At 32.7% G+C, this 14292-nt stretch carries 18 protein-coding genes and 2 tRNA genes; 8 read left to right on the plus strand and 12 right to left on the minus strand.

Going from position 1 to position 14292, the window contains the following annotated elements:
* The 5 genes from Q0941_RS09325 to Q0941_RS09345 are packed head-to-tail and all read right to left on the minus strand — an operon-like array spanning position 1 to position 4476.
* Entirely contained in the window at positions 1–270 is a 270-nt protein-coding gene (locus Q0941_RS09325) for a Trm112 family protein (RefSeq protein ID WP_299293385.1), read from the minus strand.
* Complete coding sequence (locus Q0941_RS09330; RefSeq protein WP_299293388.1) at positions 267–1202, minus strand: Gfo/Idh/MocA family oxidoreductase; 936 nt, start codon at positions 1200–1202, stop codon at positions 267–269. The genes Q0941_RS09325 and Q0941_RS09330 overlap by 4 nt, the downstream gene beginning before the upstream one ends.
* Positions 1203–2120, minus strand: a complete 918-nt coding sequence (locus Q0941_RS09335; protein WP_299293391.1) for a branched-chain amino acid transaminase — start codon at positions 2118–2120, stop codon at positions 1203–1205.
* A 39-nt stretch (positions 2121–2159) separates the two neighbouring features.
* The gene (locus tag Q0941_RS09340; protein ID WP_299293394.1) at positions 2160–3536 is read right to left on the minus strand and encodes a HAMP domain-containing sensor histidine kinase; all 1377 of its coding nucleotides are present in this window, start codon (positions 3534–3536) and stop codon (positions 2160–2162) included.
* A gap of 1 nt (position 3537) precedes the next feature.
* Entirely contained in the window at positions 3538–4476 is a 939-nt protein-coding gene (locus Q0941_RS09345; protein WP_299293397.1) for a phosphate/phosphite/phosphonate ABC transporter substrate-binding protein, read from the minus strand.
* A gap of 51 nt (positions 4477–4527) precedes the next feature.
* Between Q0941_RS09345 and Q0941_RS09350 the strand changes: the two genes are divergently transcribed.
* Positions 4528–4908, plus strand: a complete 381-nt coding sequence (locus Q0941_RS09350) for a response regulator (RefSeq protein WP_299293400.1) — start codon at positions 4528–4530, stop codon at positions 4906–4908.
* A 6-nt stretch (positions 4909–4914) separates the two neighbouring features.
* Here Q0941_RS09350 and Q0941_RS09355 read toward each other — a convergent pair whose 3' ends face one another.
* Together Q0941_RS09355 and Q0941_RS09360 are read right to left on the minus strand one after the other, a co-directional pair.
* The gene (locus Q0941_RS09355; RefSeq protein ID WP_299293403.1) at positions 4915–5520 is read right to left on the minus strand and encodes a hypothetical protein; all 606 of its coding nucleotides are present in this window, start codon (positions 5518–5520) and stop codon (positions 4915–4917) included.
* Positions 5521–5568: 48 nt separating this feature from the next.
* Positions 5569–6414, minus strand: coding sequence for a ferredoxin--NADP reductase (locus Q0941_RS09360; RefSeq protein ID WP_299293407.1), 846 nt, complete (start codon positions 6412–6414; stop codon positions 5569–5571).
* Between the two features lie 124 nt (positions 6415–6538).
* On the opposite strand from Q0941_RS09360, the gene Q0941_RS09365 reads away from it, so the two are divergent.
* Positions 6539–6612, plus strand: a tRNA-Ala gene (locus tag Q0941_RS09365).
* On the opposite strand, the gene Q0941_RS09370 is transcribed toward Q0941_RS09365, so the two are convergent.
* Positions 6613–7149 carry a HEAT repeat domain-containing protein gene (locus tag Q0941_RS09370; protein ID WP_299293410.1) on the minus strand — a complete coding sequence of 179 codons (537 nt, stop codon included), beginning with the start codon at positions 7147–7149 and terminating at the stop codon, positions 6613–6615.
* Positions 7150–7263: 114 nt separating this feature from the next.
* On the opposite strand from Q0941_RS09370, the gene Q0941_RS09375 reads away from it, so the two are divergent.
* Positions 7264–7551 carry a DNA-binding protein gene (locus Q0941_RS09375; protein WP_299293413.1) on the plus strand — a complete coding sequence of 96 codons (288 nt, stop codon included), beginning with the start codon at positions 7264–7266 and terminating at the stop codon, positions 7549–7551.
* Positions 7552–7576: 25 nt separating this feature from the next.
* On the opposite strand, the gene Q0941_RS09380 is transcribed toward Q0941_RS09375, so the two are convergent.
* Together Q0941_RS09380 and Q0941_RS09385 are read right to left on the minus strand one after the other, a co-directional pair.
* Positions 7577–8425 (minus strand): oxaloacetate decarboxylase, encoded by an 849-nt coding sequence (locus tag Q0941_RS09380; RefSeq protein ID WP_367277490.1) that lies wholly within the window; start codon positions 8423–8425, stop codon positions 7577–7579.
* A gap of 80 nt (positions 8426–8505) precedes the next feature.
* A complete protein-coding gene (locus tag Q0941_RS09385; RefSeq protein WP_299293439.1) occupies positions 8506–9015 on the minus strand; it encodes a PadR family transcriptional regulator in 510 nt (169 codons plus the stop codon).
* A gap of 95 nt (positions 9016–9110) precedes the next feature.
* Between Q0941_RS09385 and Q0941_RS09390 the strand changes: the two genes are divergently transcribed.
* The 4 genes from Q0941_RS09390 to Q0941_RS09405 are packed head-to-tail and all read left to right on the plus strand — an operon-like array spanning position 9111 to position 12356.
* On the plus strand, positions 9111–10823 hold the full coding sequence (locus Q0941_RS09390) for a succinate dehydrogenase/fumarate reductase flavoprotein subunit (RefSeq protein WP_299293419.1): 1713 nt from the start codon (positions 9111–9113) through the stop codon (positions 10821–10823).
* Positions 10824–11255, plus strand: coding sequence for a succinate dehydrogenase (locus Q0941_RS09395; protein WP_299293422.1), 432 nt, complete (start codon positions 10824–10826; stop codon positions 11253–11255).
* A 1-nt stretch (position 11256) separates the two neighbouring features.
* The gene (locus tag Q0941_RS09400; protein WP_299293427.1) at positions 11257–11604 is read left to right on the plus strand and encodes a succinate dehydrogenase; all 348 of its coding nucleotides are present in this window, start codon (positions 11257–11259) and stop codon (positions 11602–11604) included.
* Positions 11605–11606: 2 nt separating this feature from the next.
* Positions 11607–12356 (plus strand): succinate dehydrogenase/fumarate reductase iron-sulfur subunit, encoded by a 750-nt coding sequence (locus Q0941_RS09405; RefSeq protein WP_299293430.1) that lies wholly within the window; start codon positions 11607–11609, stop codon positions 12354–12356.
* On the opposite strand, the gene Q0941_RS09410 is transcribed toward Q0941_RS09405, so the two are convergent.
* Positions 12353–12676 carry an iron-sulfur cluster assembly protein gene (locus Q0941_RS09410; RefSeq protein WP_299293432.1) on the minus strand — a complete coding sequence of 108 codons (324 nt, stop codon included), beginning with the start codon at positions 12674–12676 and terminating at the stop codon, positions 12353–12355. The genes Q0941_RS09405 and Q0941_RS09410 overlap by 4 nt on opposite strands.
* Before the next feature lie 49 nt (positions 12677–12725).
* On the opposite strand from Q0941_RS09410, the gene argH reads away from it, so the two are divergent.
* Complete coding sequence (gene argH / locus Q0941_RS09415) at positions 12726–14183, plus strand: argininosuccinate lyase (RefSeq protein WP_299293435.1); 1458 nt, start codon at positions 12726–12728, stop codon at positions 14181–14183.
* Between the two features lie 14 nt (positions 14184–14197).
* Here argH and Q0941_RS09420 read toward each other — a convergent pair.
* Positions 14198–14271 (minus strand) — tRNA-Lys (locus tag Q0941_RS09420).
* Between the last annotated feature and the right edge of the window lie 21 nt (positions 14272–14292).

The raw sequence follows: 14292 nt of genomic DNA on the forward strand, positions 1-14292 counted from the left end.
TTACAAATGCCATGGATTTGCCTTTGTAATAATTTTTTCAGGAATCTGATCTTTGAATTTATTCAAAAAATCCATTTCTTGTTTTTTATCACGTAATTCATCTGGAAGCATAATTGGAATTTCCTCTATTATAGGAAAAAATCTTGAACACGGGTCACAATATAATGTGCCCTCAGAAACTAATTCGTCTTTAGCATTTATTTCAGATAATTCTAGTGGATGATATTTGCAAATTGGACAAGCCAAAATTTCAAGCATTGATTTATTCATTTTAATTCCAGATAGATTGGTATTCCTTTTTGACTAGATAAAAGTGCCGCTTCTGCAATTTTTGTAACATTTACTGCTTGTTGAGCTGTTACAATATGTTCACCCTTACCATCAATTGCATTAAGGAAACTTTTGATTTCTAATAATAGAGGCTCTTGTTTTTCATTATCTAATTTTTTTAATTCATCATTATTCTCTACAGTAATTTCTTGAGTAATAAAATCTGAAGAAATTATTGCATCAGTACAGACTGCATTAAATTTTCTAACTTTTTTTGGAGTTATCCAATTTGATGTAATAATTGCAACTTTATCATTCTTGTACCCTAACATAATACTTGTAAAATCTTCATGTTCATGTTTTATTTTTCCAGCTTTGGCAAAAACTACACTTGGCATTTCATCAAACAGCCAGTTTGCAGTATCAATATCATGAACCGATGTATCATAGATAATTCCAACATCTTTAATGTGTAATGGCATTCTATTTTCTCTATGAAACTCTAACATTACTAATTCACCATAATTTTTTTCTTTAACTAATTTTTTAACAACTCCTACAGCAGGATTGAATCTTTCAATATATCCACATGTTAGAATTACTTTATTTTTTTCAGCAAGTTTTGCTAATTCTTCTCCATCTTGCGATTGATATGTTAATGGTTTTTCAACAAAAACATGTTTTTTTGCTTCTAGCAGTTTCTTTGCAATTTGTGAGTGTGTTGAAGTTGGTGTTACTACAAATGCTGCATCAAATTCTTCAGATTCTAATAATTTATCTAATGATGTGTAATGATTTACAGAATATTTTTCTCCGTACTCCTTACTTTTTTCTTCATCAGCATCACAAATGGCTGAAAGTACGCCTAATTCCGATAAAATTCGTGTATGGTTTTTTCCCCATCCTCCTGTTCCGATTTGAATAATTTTCATCTAGTACACCGCTGTTAACCAATGAGTATAGTCATCATTTTTGTTCATTACTATGTCTGTATACTCACTCATCATCTTTTTTGTTATATCTCCTGGTTTTCCGTTTCCAATCTTTTTTGAATCCGTTGAAATTATTGGAGTTATTTCTGCAGCTGTTCCAGTAAGAAATATCTCATCAGAAATAATTAATTCACTTCTTGTAATGTCTCTTTCAACTACTTCGATATCCAAATCATTTGCAATTTTTATGATTGCATCTCTTGTAATCCCATCTAGTGCTGATGAGGCTAATGTGGGCGTTGCCAATTGACCATTTCTGACAATGAAAATATTTTCTCCTGGAGCCTCACTAACGTTTCCATTATGATCAAGTAAGATTGCTTCATCCACTCCGTTACGTTTTGCCTCTTGTGTGGCAATAATAGAATTGAGATAATTTCCACCCATTTTTGCTTGAGGAGGTGTAGACATGTCAGAGAATTTTCTCCAGGATACTACTCCTGCAGTAATCCCATTTTTGTTAAACAAATCTCCAAAAGGAAATGTGAAAATAGCAACATTTGTTGGCGCTTTTTCAGTTACATGAAGATTAATCCCATAATCTCCCACAAAATAAAATGGTCTAATGTAACAGGATTTTTTTATTTTATTTTTTTTACAAATTCCTGTAATGGCATTAGAAATTTCTTCATCTGAAAAATTTAATGAAATATTATAAAATTGACCTGATCTTCTGAACCTTTTTACATGTTCATCTAGTCTAAAAATGTGAAGATTTTTTCCATTCCAATATCCTCTAATTCCTTCAAAAATTGATGTTCCATAATGAATTGCATGTGTTGTAATTGGTACGCTTGCTTTTTCTGTTAAAACGTATTTTCCATCATACCAGACATATTTTGATAATGGAAGTTTCATAGGTGGATTTTACGATATGTGTATTAATCTATTTTCAATCTAATTTCTCTCTGTAATTTTGGGTAGTTCTATTACGAATTTTACTCCTCTATTTTCAAGATTTTGTGCGTAAATTTGGCCTTTGTGGGCTTCAATTATGTTTCTACAGGTTACTAATCCTAGCCTTGTACCTGTTTGCTTAGTTGTGTATAACGGTTCAAAAATTTGCTCTATTGATTTTTCAGGAATTCCTGGTCCATCATCTTGGACAGAAATAATATCTTTATTGGTTTCTTCAACGAAATTAATTTTAATTTCTCCTCCTTTTTTATCTAATGCGTGAATTGAATTAATGATTAAATTTGTTAACACATTTTGAATTTGAAGTTTGTCACACCAAATTTGATTTTCATATTTCTCATTTTTGATTTTTATGCTATTTGGAATTTCAATAGATTTTAACGTACCCGAAATAATATCGGACATTTTCACAATCTCTCTTTTTGGTTCTCTGGTTTTTACAAAACCTAAAACTTCATCAACTTGGTGATTCATCCTTAATATTGCATCTCCCATCATGTCAAAATACTGCTGATTTTCCTTTACCATCTCTGGTTTTTTCAATTTCATAACTTCAATAGCATTAACTATTGCTGTTAGTGGATTTCTTAGATCATGAGTGATTCTTGCGGACATTTCGCCTATTGTAGTTAATCGCTCATTTTTTACCAGCTCTTTTTGATATTTTTCAATTTCATTATTCATATCAATAATTTTTTGAGAAAGGTTTTTGATTTCTGGGATGTTTGTATCTATTACTTCTGAACTAATTCCAGCACCCATATTTTTGAGATTTTTCTCTATCTCTAGAATTGGTTTACTAATTGACCGACTTAATACTACTGCTACAATTATTGAAATTGATGTGATAATTGTTATTATTCCAATTACATTATAGATTGATTTTTGAATATTCATGTTTATTTCATTCGTAGAATAATCAATTACTAGTATTCCAATTATATCATTTAGCACAATTGGTTTTGCTGCACGAATCATTGACTCTTTGAACTGCATTTTTTCTTCTTCAGAATTTATCATACCTTGAATGAACTCATCTTCAAAAGTTGTCCCATAATTATAGTCATAATCTGTCCCATCCGTAAGTAACCTTCCATCTGGAAATAGAATTAACACTTGCAAAATATTTGGATCTTCCTCAAGATTATCTACAATTTCATTTAGGTGATCTACATCCAAGTGATTCATTGGATTTCTCATCTCACTCTCTGTTAATTGACATAAACTTTTGATTTGAGAAATTGTTGAATCAAATAATTGTTCATTAGAAATTCCTAAAATTACTACTGAAGCAATAATTGTAGAAGTAATTAATGGAATAATTGTAATTAAAATAATTCTGTTTGATAATTTCATTCTAATTTATCATTTCCAACAATCTTGTAATTGGCACAATATCTTTTTCATGATCTATTTCAGAAAATTTTGATGTACGTGAAATTTTTTCTAGAATTTCTTTTCCATGCTCACTATCATTCATTTCTAAAAGAATTTCTTTAATTTTTAATTTTGACTCCATTTCTGATTTGATTAAAACTAATTGCCTTGGTATTGAATCAGTTGCTTCAATTATTTTCAACTCTTTTTGAATATTGTATGGTGTATCTTTAAAATCTAAATTGGATAGGACTCCTAGGTCTCCCCTTCCTTCCAAAACCCAAATTGGTGTATTTTCATCATCATCACTAAAAATATGGTCGATATTATCCGATTCAATACTGTATCCAGAATTTTCTAAATGAGTTAATGGTAATAGGTACCCTGAAGTAGATTCCTTATCTTCAAAAACAATTGTTTTTCCTTCCAAGTCATCAAAAGTAATTTCTGAATCAATTGGAACTATGAAAACAGAATGATAATCTCTTTCTCCTTCTTTCCATGATAGCAATAATGATTCCATGTTGGTCTGTTCTGCGACCTTCATTCCAATTAAAGGACTGTCAAAGAATACATCCATGACACGCTGATTAACCATCTCTTCTTCAGATGGAGAAATATGTACTACTCCTTTGTAGATCTTTTCATCTGAGCTAAGCTTTTCTGCAAGATAGTTTGCTAGAGGTAAGTATCTTTTTGTCATCTTTACAGAATCTCTATGAATTGTTCCTATTGTGATGGTTTCATCATATTCTAAATTTTCTTCTTGAATTATTTCTTCTATTTCTTGAACAGGCGATTCCACAGATGGTGTATTTGGCAATTCAGACGATGTTACAGATGAATCATTTGAGGTAATCACTAAAATTCCTATACCTATCCCAATTCCTAAAATTGCTAAAATTATTGGGATTTTCATTTATTTTCACAAACACATAAGGTATTAAAAATACTTCTTGGTAATTCCTATATGTCAATTACTGCAATAATTGCAGAAGATGATCAAACCAATCTAGAATTATTTGCTGAATTACTTGAACTAAAAGGCATTAAAATATTAAAAAAAATTTTTAATGGAAAAGAGGCTGTTGCTGCTTTTGAATCCCATCGACCTGATGTGGTATTTTTAGATGTAATGATGCCTGATTATGATGGATTATACGCATTAGAAGAAATCAGAAAAATTGATCCTAATTCCAAAATTGTAATGGTTACTGCTGACACTTCAGAAGAAACTGAATCTATTTTTGAAAAATTGACTCCATCTGCCATAATCCATAAACCATATGATCTTTATTCAATCCTTCATATTCTAGAAATTAAATTAGATTTGAAAGTCTTGAATGATTAAGGCAAATTAATTTTTTGACCATCCTTCTTTTGGAAATTTCATTCCTGCAACTCTAGTTGTAAGATCTTCTGCATTTGCAAATTTCTTTACAGTATCCCATTCTTCTTCAATCACTTTTGCAATGCTTTCAGGTACATCTTCTTTCCAAGATGTCTCATTTCCTTGTGCAGCCGCGTATAGTTTTTCTTTAACTGATGCCGCAGATAATGCTCTTCGTTCTCCAACCCTGGGTTTTAATCTGTAAATCTTTAACATCACTCCTTCTGCTTTATCCCCAGTGTAAGAGAAAAACTCCCCTTCAACATTTCGTAAAATCTGTTTTCTTAATTCCCAAGATTTTGGAGCTAATAATGGAGGAATGTATTTTTTGAATGGAGCAAAAAATGCATAATCCTCTGTAATTTTGATAGAATCCCCAAATACTGATCTTAACATTTTCTTCCTAGATGCAAAATTAAACGGGAAACTCTTACTGTTGATTTCTTTTTCCCCATTCTTGAAAACTACGGGCATTACTTTGACAACATCTGCTTCTTTAACTAAATCTGAAATAATTTCTACATGTGCATTAGTTACTGGATTAAGATGTGCAAGATATAGTGCTGTGATCAATTACAATTACTAAAAAAATCTCATATTTCAATGATTGATTTTTGAATTCTATCCGTATGATTCGTATTTGACTTCGAAACTACCATCTTCACGTTTGTCATGTTCTGTAACAAATCCTTTTGGTTTCAAAAAGTCCATTACACCATCAATAGTTCCTTGCCATCCACAAACATAGAAAATTGTATTTTCTTTAGTGATCTTTTCTCCAACAAGCTCTTCTAATGGAGACATTCCGTTATCTCTTGGTCTAAGGAATGTTTCAACTCTGCCTACTTGACCTGCCCATGATCTGTTAAACCATTCTTGTGGTCTACTAATTGCTGCTCTGTATCGGAAATTCCATTCATCTTTACCTCTTGCAATACTTTCATTTTCAAGATTTGTTAAAAGATCCTTGTAACTTAATTCATCAACATAACTTGCTCCGTGTAAGACTACGATCTCTCTCTTATCTCCAACATCGTGAAGATGTTGTGCAAAACTTACGAATGGAGCTAAACCGGTACCTCCACCAATACATACAATTCTTCTGTTATCTTTTTCTCCATTTGGTAATTCATCATTTATCAGCAGTGCTCTACCTGTTGGTTTTAACCATAAAATTTCGTCACCTTCTTTTGTATTGAATAGTTGTGTTGTCAATCTTCCAGGAAGTGGTTTTCTTACCCATCTAATTACTAATTCAACATAATCTCTATTTTCTGGATGTGATGCAATTGAATATGCTCTTCTAACAATTTTTCCTCCTTCGTTTGGATTTGGTAATCCTAATGTGATAAATTGTCCTGCTTTGTATTCTGGAACTTCTCCTTCTTTTGGAACTAATCTAATAATAACAAGATCTTCTTTTAACAATTGAACATATGTCACTGTTGCCTTGTTGTCTACTACCATAACGATACAACAACCATTCTGGAGGTTAAATATATTGTGTTAATTTTAAAAGTAGATTTTCAATATCACCGCTAAACGTTAATAACCAATTTGAAAAGTCTTAATCAATCAGTATTCTGATTATGGGCCGGTCGTCTAGTCTGGTAGGATAGGTGCATGGCATGCATCGGATCAAGGGTTCAAATCCCTTCCGGTCCACTAATTTTTTAATTGTAAAATTAAATTTTCAATTTCTATATCATTTTCAGTGATAATTTTGTCAATTTGTTCTTCTTTTATTGGAATTTTAAGATCTATAATTGCTTGAACTGCACTTTTTCTAACTTCTAAATTTTGATCATTAATTGATTTTAAAAAAATTTCTCTTTCATCTTTAGCTTTTAGAAAATTTAGTGCACCAATTGCACATGTTCTCACCATAGAACGTTCATCCCCAACAAGTTTGATAATTTCTGGAATCGCATCTACTTCATTTCTGTTTGCTAAAACAAGTAAAGAAAAACCTCTGATGTTTTTACTTGCAGATTTTAAATTCTTTATCAAAAAATTTGAAATTTTATTTTTGTTTAATACAAGTGAACTAAATGCTTCTCCTCTGACTTGAATGTCATCATCATCTAATTTTGAAATAATTTTATCTAAAATTTCTGGCTCATTTGCTGATTCTAATTTTTCTAAGATTTGGATTTTTTCTTCACTACTTCCATTTTCTAAAACTTGGGCAATATTTTCCAATTATGAATAAAATCATCTTTTCTAGTTAATATTAGTTCAAATTTTTCATTTTTTTTTAATTGATTCACAAAAATCCTTTTTAGCTTTAAATTATCCTTAAATACCAAATTTTTCATGTCAACCGAAGCAAGAGACACCATATTCATTGGTAAGAAACCATTGATGGCATATGTTACATCAACATTAATTCAATTGGCAAACTTACCAGCCGTCAACATCAAAGCTAGAGGACTCAGCATTGGACGTGCTGTAGACGTAGCTCAAATCATTGCACGCAAAACAGAAAATGCCGGTTACTCTATCGGAAATATTAGAATTGGCTCAGAATCTTTAGAGTCACAAGACGGTAGAACCAGAAACGTTTCAACAATAGAAATTGAAGTAAAGAGAAACGCAGGATAACTGCACTTTACTTGAAATTTTTTATTTATTCTCTTTTTGTAAATCCATACTTCTTTTCCATTTTTCTAAACTTTGATAACTCAACAAGATCATTGAACTGATCAAAGTTTACAACTTTTTGTTTGGATTTTGTTGTTGTTCCAGATTTCTTTAGTTCTGTAAGTATGTTCATTGTTGCAAATGTATTTGCATAGAGTACTGACAATGGATAGAGAATTATGTTAAAACCCATTTTGTTCAGTGTATCTGCAGAACTTAATGGAGTTGCTCCACCTTCTATCATATTTGCAACAAGTGGTGCATTGATTTCTTTTCCAATCTTTTTCATTTCTGTAATTGATCTTGGGGCTTCAACAAAAACTGCATCTGCACCAGTTTTTTTATTCTGTTTTCCTCTTTCAATAGCTGCATCTAACCCTTCTGTTGCCCTTGCGTCAGTTCTTGCAACAATAATGAAATCCTTGTTTTCTCTAGCATCAATTGCAGCAGATAATTTTTCAGTGTATTCTTCTTGAGAAATAACTTCTTTACCTTGCATATGTCCACATCTTTTTGGCCATCTCTGATCTTCTAGGAAAATTCCTGATGCGCCCGCTGTTTCTAATTCTTTAACTAATTTCCAAACACTTAGGGCATTTCCATATCCTGTATCTGAATCAACAATTACCGGTACTGAAACTGCTCTGCAAATTCTTCTTGCATTATCTACAGTTTCTGTTGCTCCAATGAATCCATAGTCTGGCATTCCAAATAATGTTGCAGAAGTTCCATATCCTGTCTGAAACATTGCTTCAAATCCTACTTTTTGAGCAATTTTTGCTCCTAAAGCATCATAAACTCCAGGTATTACTAGAGGTTTTTTTGATTTTAACATTTTTTTTAAATTTTTCATGGTACTTTTCCTTGACTGAATTATTTATGATTTTAAGACTGAGTGAAATTTCTTCTAAAGTCTCAGTCGATTTTTATCTGCTTACCTTTTGTTTTTACTTCTTTTTCTTGAATTTTCTTTAATTCGGATTCTAGAAAATCTTTGTATTTTTTTGTCTCATCTTCAGTCATGTTACTGATGTTTGAGCTAAGGATTGCACCCATTGAAGAGATCTTTTCAATGAGATCCATTGCAACAAATCTTCCAACATTGCCTAATCTAAAAAGGACATCAAGTTGTTTTTTGACAATATCATTTACTTTATCAACATCTTCTGCTGTTTCCTTTCCTTTCTTAGTTAGTTGGTATTTTCCATCTGTATCTTCTTCGATTAATCCTTCATCAAGCAATCTTCCTAATAGTGGATAAATCAATCCTGGCGATGGTTTCCAAATCCCGTTACTCTGTTCCACTGCATAATCGATAATCTCTTTTCCTGAATGGGATTTCTTTTTCAGCAATTCCAAAATAAAATATCTTGAAAATCCCCTTGGAACTGAACTTCCAACTCTTTGGAACCATTCAGAAATCATCACTAGTGATATCACTAGTGATATATTTTAAGATTATGGATCATGCCTGGCTATTACTACATATTTAACCCGCTCTAAGCAAGTTTGTCTGAAAAATGGTAGATTCACTAGATTTTGATTTAATTATCTGTGGTTCTGGCTTGGCTGGACTTCGTGCTGCTATTGCTGCTGCAAAGAAAGGACCAAATCTCAAAATTGGAATTGTTTCAAAATTACAAGTTATGCGTTCCCACTCAGTTTCTGCAGAAGGTGGAACTGCTGCGGTTCTTTTTGAAGATGAAGGTGATACAATTGAATCTCATGTTTATGATACTGTAAAAGGAAGTGATTTTCTTGCAGACCAAGATGTAGCTGAAAGACTTTGCGTTGAAATGCCAAAAGAGGTTCATCAATTAGATCACTGGGGAATGCCTTGGTCTAGAAGAAATGATGGAAGAATTGATCAAAGAAATTTTGGTGGTTATAGTTTCCCAAGGGCAACTTATGCATCAGACAAAGTTGGATTCTTTGAAATGCAAACATTGTATGATACTTGTCAAAAGTTTGAAAATATTGAATATCTCAATGAATGGTTTGCAACATCAATCATTCATGATGGAAAACGATTCATGGGATTAACTGCAATTGAATTAGGTTCTGGAACATTTTACACTATCAAAGGAAAAGCATTGATCATTGCAACCGGTGGTGCAGGAAGATTGTATAGTTTTTCAACATATGCATTATCTTCAACTCCTGATGGATTAGATATGGGATTAAGAGCTGGAATGGCTCTAAAAGATATGGAATTTGTTCAGTTCCATCCAACTGGAATTTTACCATCTGGTATTTTGATTACAGAAGGTGCAAGAGGCGAAGGTGGTTATTTGTTAAACAACAAAGGAGAACGATTTATGAAAAATTATGCAGCCGGAAAAATGGAACTTGCACCACGTGATATTGTATCCAGATCAATTATGACAGAAATTCAAGAAGGTCGAGGTTTCAAACATGAAACTGGTGTTGATTGCATGAAATTAGATTTGCGACATCTTGGAGATGAAAAAATTAAAGAGAAACTCGGTGGAATTAGAGAAATCTCAATCAAATTTTCAGGTATTGATCCTGCTCAAGAATTACTAGACATTAGACCTGTTTGTCACTATATGATGGGTGGATTACATACTGACATTGATGGTGCTACTGAAATTCAAGGAGTTTGGGCTGCCGGTGAGGCTGCATGTAATAGTGTTCATGGCTCTAATCGTTTAGGTGCAAATTCAACTTCTGAATGTATTGTCTGGGGAAAGATTACAGGAGAACTCGCAGTTGAATATATTCAAAAAGGAATTCCATCAGTTGAATGGCCACATCATCTTGTAATGGCTGAAGAAAAGAGAATCTATGATGGAATATTCCGCGGAAATGGTGATGCTAATCCATATGAAATTAGACAAGAATTAACTGATACTATGAATGAAAAAGCATATGTCTATAGAAATGAAAAAGATCTTGTTGAAGGTTTGAAGAAAATCCGTGAATTAAAATCTCAAACTTGGAAACACGTAGATGACAAAGCCAAAGAATACAATACTAATTTTTCAAATGTTATGGAATTAGATTCAATGTTTAGAGTTGCAGAAATTGTTCTTTTGGGTGCAATTAACAGAAAAGAATCTCGTGGCGCACATGCTAGAATCGATTATACTAAACGAGATGATGCAAACTTCTTACATCATACACTTGCATATTATGATCCAAACGAACCTATCATGAAAACATTCCCTGTCACAATTACTAAGTATCAGCCAGTGGAGAGGAAATACTAGATGGCAAATGATGAACATAAAGAAGGCATTGGTGGAATGATCAATCCTACTCGTTATGGAATTGAACGTGTAGCATATTGGATGATGCGTTTGAGTGGACTTGGTTTACTAGCATATTTTATTGGTCACATTTATGAAACAAGTAATATTTTACGAGGAAGAGCTGGATGGGATGAATTCCTTGAATTAACACAAACTACTGAGGGACATCTTTTGTTAGCTGCAGTAATTGGAATGTGTGTTTTCCATACTGTAAATGGAATTAGAGTTATGTTAGGTCATGGAGGTGTAGGTGTTGGAAAACCAGCAAGACCTGATTATCCTTATGATCCTGCATCGCAGAATTACAGACACAAGATAGGAATCTATTCAGCAATAATTTTGGCTGCAATTGCTATGATGTACGGAATGGCCGTAATGTTTGGTGAGTAATATGAGAGAAAGTACAATAATGAAAATCCACTATGGTACTGCTCTTGCAGCAGTTGCTCTAGTTGCTGTTCATATCTTGATGCGTTTAACTTCAGGTGGATTTGCTGAATCATTAGAATATGAAGCAGTTTTAGCTAATTACAAATTCATTCCATATGCAATTATGTTAGAATTGATTTTGATCTTACTTTCTGTTCACGGATTTAATGGCTTAAGAGTAATTCTTCTGGAATTAAAACAAGGTAAAACCTATGAAAAAGCTGTTTCTTATGGATGCCTTGCAGCAATGTTTGGTTTAATTGCATATGGCTCACGAACAATTATTATGACTAACATGGGAATGGTATAGAGATGGCACAAGTTTCTGGTATTGCAGACGATCAATCTTCACGAACAAAAACACTACGAATTGCCAGATTCAATCCAGAAAAGGACACTGAAAAACAATTCATGGAATTTTCTGTTCCTGTTGAAAAATGGACAACTGTTTTAGAAACAATCCTTGATGTCAAGAAACACTATGATCATTCAGTTGCAGTTCGTTATTCATGTAGACAAGCAACATGTGGTTCATGTGGAATGATAATTAATGGAAAACCTAGACTTGCGTGCTTTACCAAAGTTAGTGAATTGGATTCTGATGTTGTAACAGTAGAACCAATGAATAATTTTCCAATTATTCGAGACTTGGCAGTAAAATTTGAAAGATTATTTGATACTCATCACAAAATCAAACCCTATCTTGTTAGAGATGACACTGAACTTGAATCTGACGAAAAAGAATTTTCACAATCTCCTGAAGAACTAGAACAATACATCCAATTTGCAAATTGTATCAAATGTGGGTTATGTAATTCAGCATGTCCAACTATGGCAACTGATTCTTCTTTTGTTGGTCCTCAAGCACTTGCTCAAGCATATCGATATGTTGCTGATAGTAGAGACAAAGGCAAGGATTCGAGGCTAAAAATCATTGATGATTCACATGGAATTTGGAGATGTCATTTTGCTGGATCTTGTAGTCAAGTTTGTCCTAAAGGAGTTGATCCTGCAATGGGAATTCAACTACTTAGAGGATATATGTTAGGTTTTAGAAGTTAACCTGATTTTTTTGGATTTGGACTGTTGTTAACCTGATTGTTGATTTGTTCTGCCATAAAGTGATTTGATACATTTACTTTGACATCTTCAACACCATCAACTTTTAGCAAGTTGTCATGAATGTCTTGGCAAATCTTAAAACCAAAAACTGCTGGACAGAAAGGACTTGTAAGATGCAAATCAACTTTGACGTTACTGTCGTTGATATCAACTTCATCAATTAACTCTAATTCAACAATTGATGTATTGATTTCAGGATCTACAATCTTTGATAACTCATCAAAGAGTTTCACTCTAAGCTGTTTGATATCTTGGCTCATGTGGGCAAAAGCGTCGATGCTATATATAACCATTCTAGAACCTTAGGTAATGTATCGTTCTCGACTTGGTAACGATTTGAGTAATATTACTTTAGATTATGTTTCTTCAATTGATGATGATTCACAGATTGCAGTTTATGACATTGTAGGAAGTCAAGCACATGCATTGATGTTGTATCAACAAAATATTATCACAAAAAATGATGCAAAAAAAATTTTAACTGTTCTAGAATCTTTGAAAAAAGAAAAATTTGATTCTTCTTCTGGTGCTGAGGATATTCATGAATTAATTGAATCCCTTGTTATCAAAAAAGCAGGAATGGCTAGTGGTGGCAAAATGCATACTGCAAGATCAAGAAATGATCAAGTTGTCTTAGATATTCGAATGAAAATTAGAGATGACATTCTGATAATCTGTAATTGTCTCTTAGACACTATAGAATCATTGATTTCCGTGGCTAAAAATCACCAAAAAACTATCATGCCATTGTATACTCATCTTCAACAAGCTCAAGCTGGATTATTTTCTCATTACTTGTTGGCACATGCAGATGTATTGTTTCGTGATTTTGAAAGAATCTTTGGAATGTTTTCAAGGATAAATCAAAGTCCACTTGGTGCAGGTCCAGTCGGAGGAACTAGTATTCCTATTGATAGAGAAAGCACAGCTGAAATGCTTGGCTTTGATGGAATTGTTGAAAATTCTATTGATGCAACAAGCACACGTGATTTTGTTGCTGAATATGTTGCAATGATTTCTATTTTGATGACTAATCTTAGTAAAATTTCTGAGGATTTTATTATTTGGTCGACTTCAGAATTTTCATTTATTGAACTTTCTGATGAATTTACATCTCCATCAAGTGTAATGCCACAAAAGAAAAACCCTGATATTTTAGAATTGACAAGAGGTAAAACTGCTGAGATTATTGGAAACTTGACTTCTATTCTTACAACTGTAAAAGGTCTTGCAACTGGTTATGGTCGTGATTTACAACAAATAAAATCTTCAATTTGGTCAACTTCAAAAATTTCTATAAACGCTTTATTGATTTTCAAATCTATGCTTCTAACTTTGAAAGTAAACGAAAAACAAATGAAAAAAACTACTGAATCAAGTAATCTAATTGCACTTGACATTGCAGAAAAATTAGTTCAAGAAGGTATTCCATTTAGAGTTACTCATAAGATTGCAGGAGTCCTAACTCAATTAGCACATGAATCAAAAAAACCAATTTCAAAATTAACCCCATCTGATATTAAAAAATCTGTAGAATCCACAAAAGTAGATCCAAAACTTGTAACATCCATTATTTCTTCTACAACTGTAGTGTCTTCACTAAAAGAGCGTAAATCCACCGGTTCAGCAGGCTATGATGAGCAGAAACGTATGATTTTAGAAAGAACAACCAGAATCAATAACCTTCGAAGTGATGTAACCCAACAAGAAAATAAAATCAATTCATCAATTGAAAATTTAACAAAACAAATTCAAGAATTAATTTAGAAAAAAAGATGTAGCGGGTCTAAAGGGATTCGGACCCTTGACAACCGGATTAAAAGTCCGGTGCGCTACCTGGCTGCGCCATAGACCCTCATCAAAAATGCTTTTCGTG

The sequence above is a fragment of the Candidatus Nitrosopumilus sp. genome (assembly GCF_028278985.1).
Taxonomy (GTDB): Archaea; Thermoproteota; Nitrososphaeria; order Nitrososphaerales; family Nitrosopumilaceae; genus Nitrosopumilus.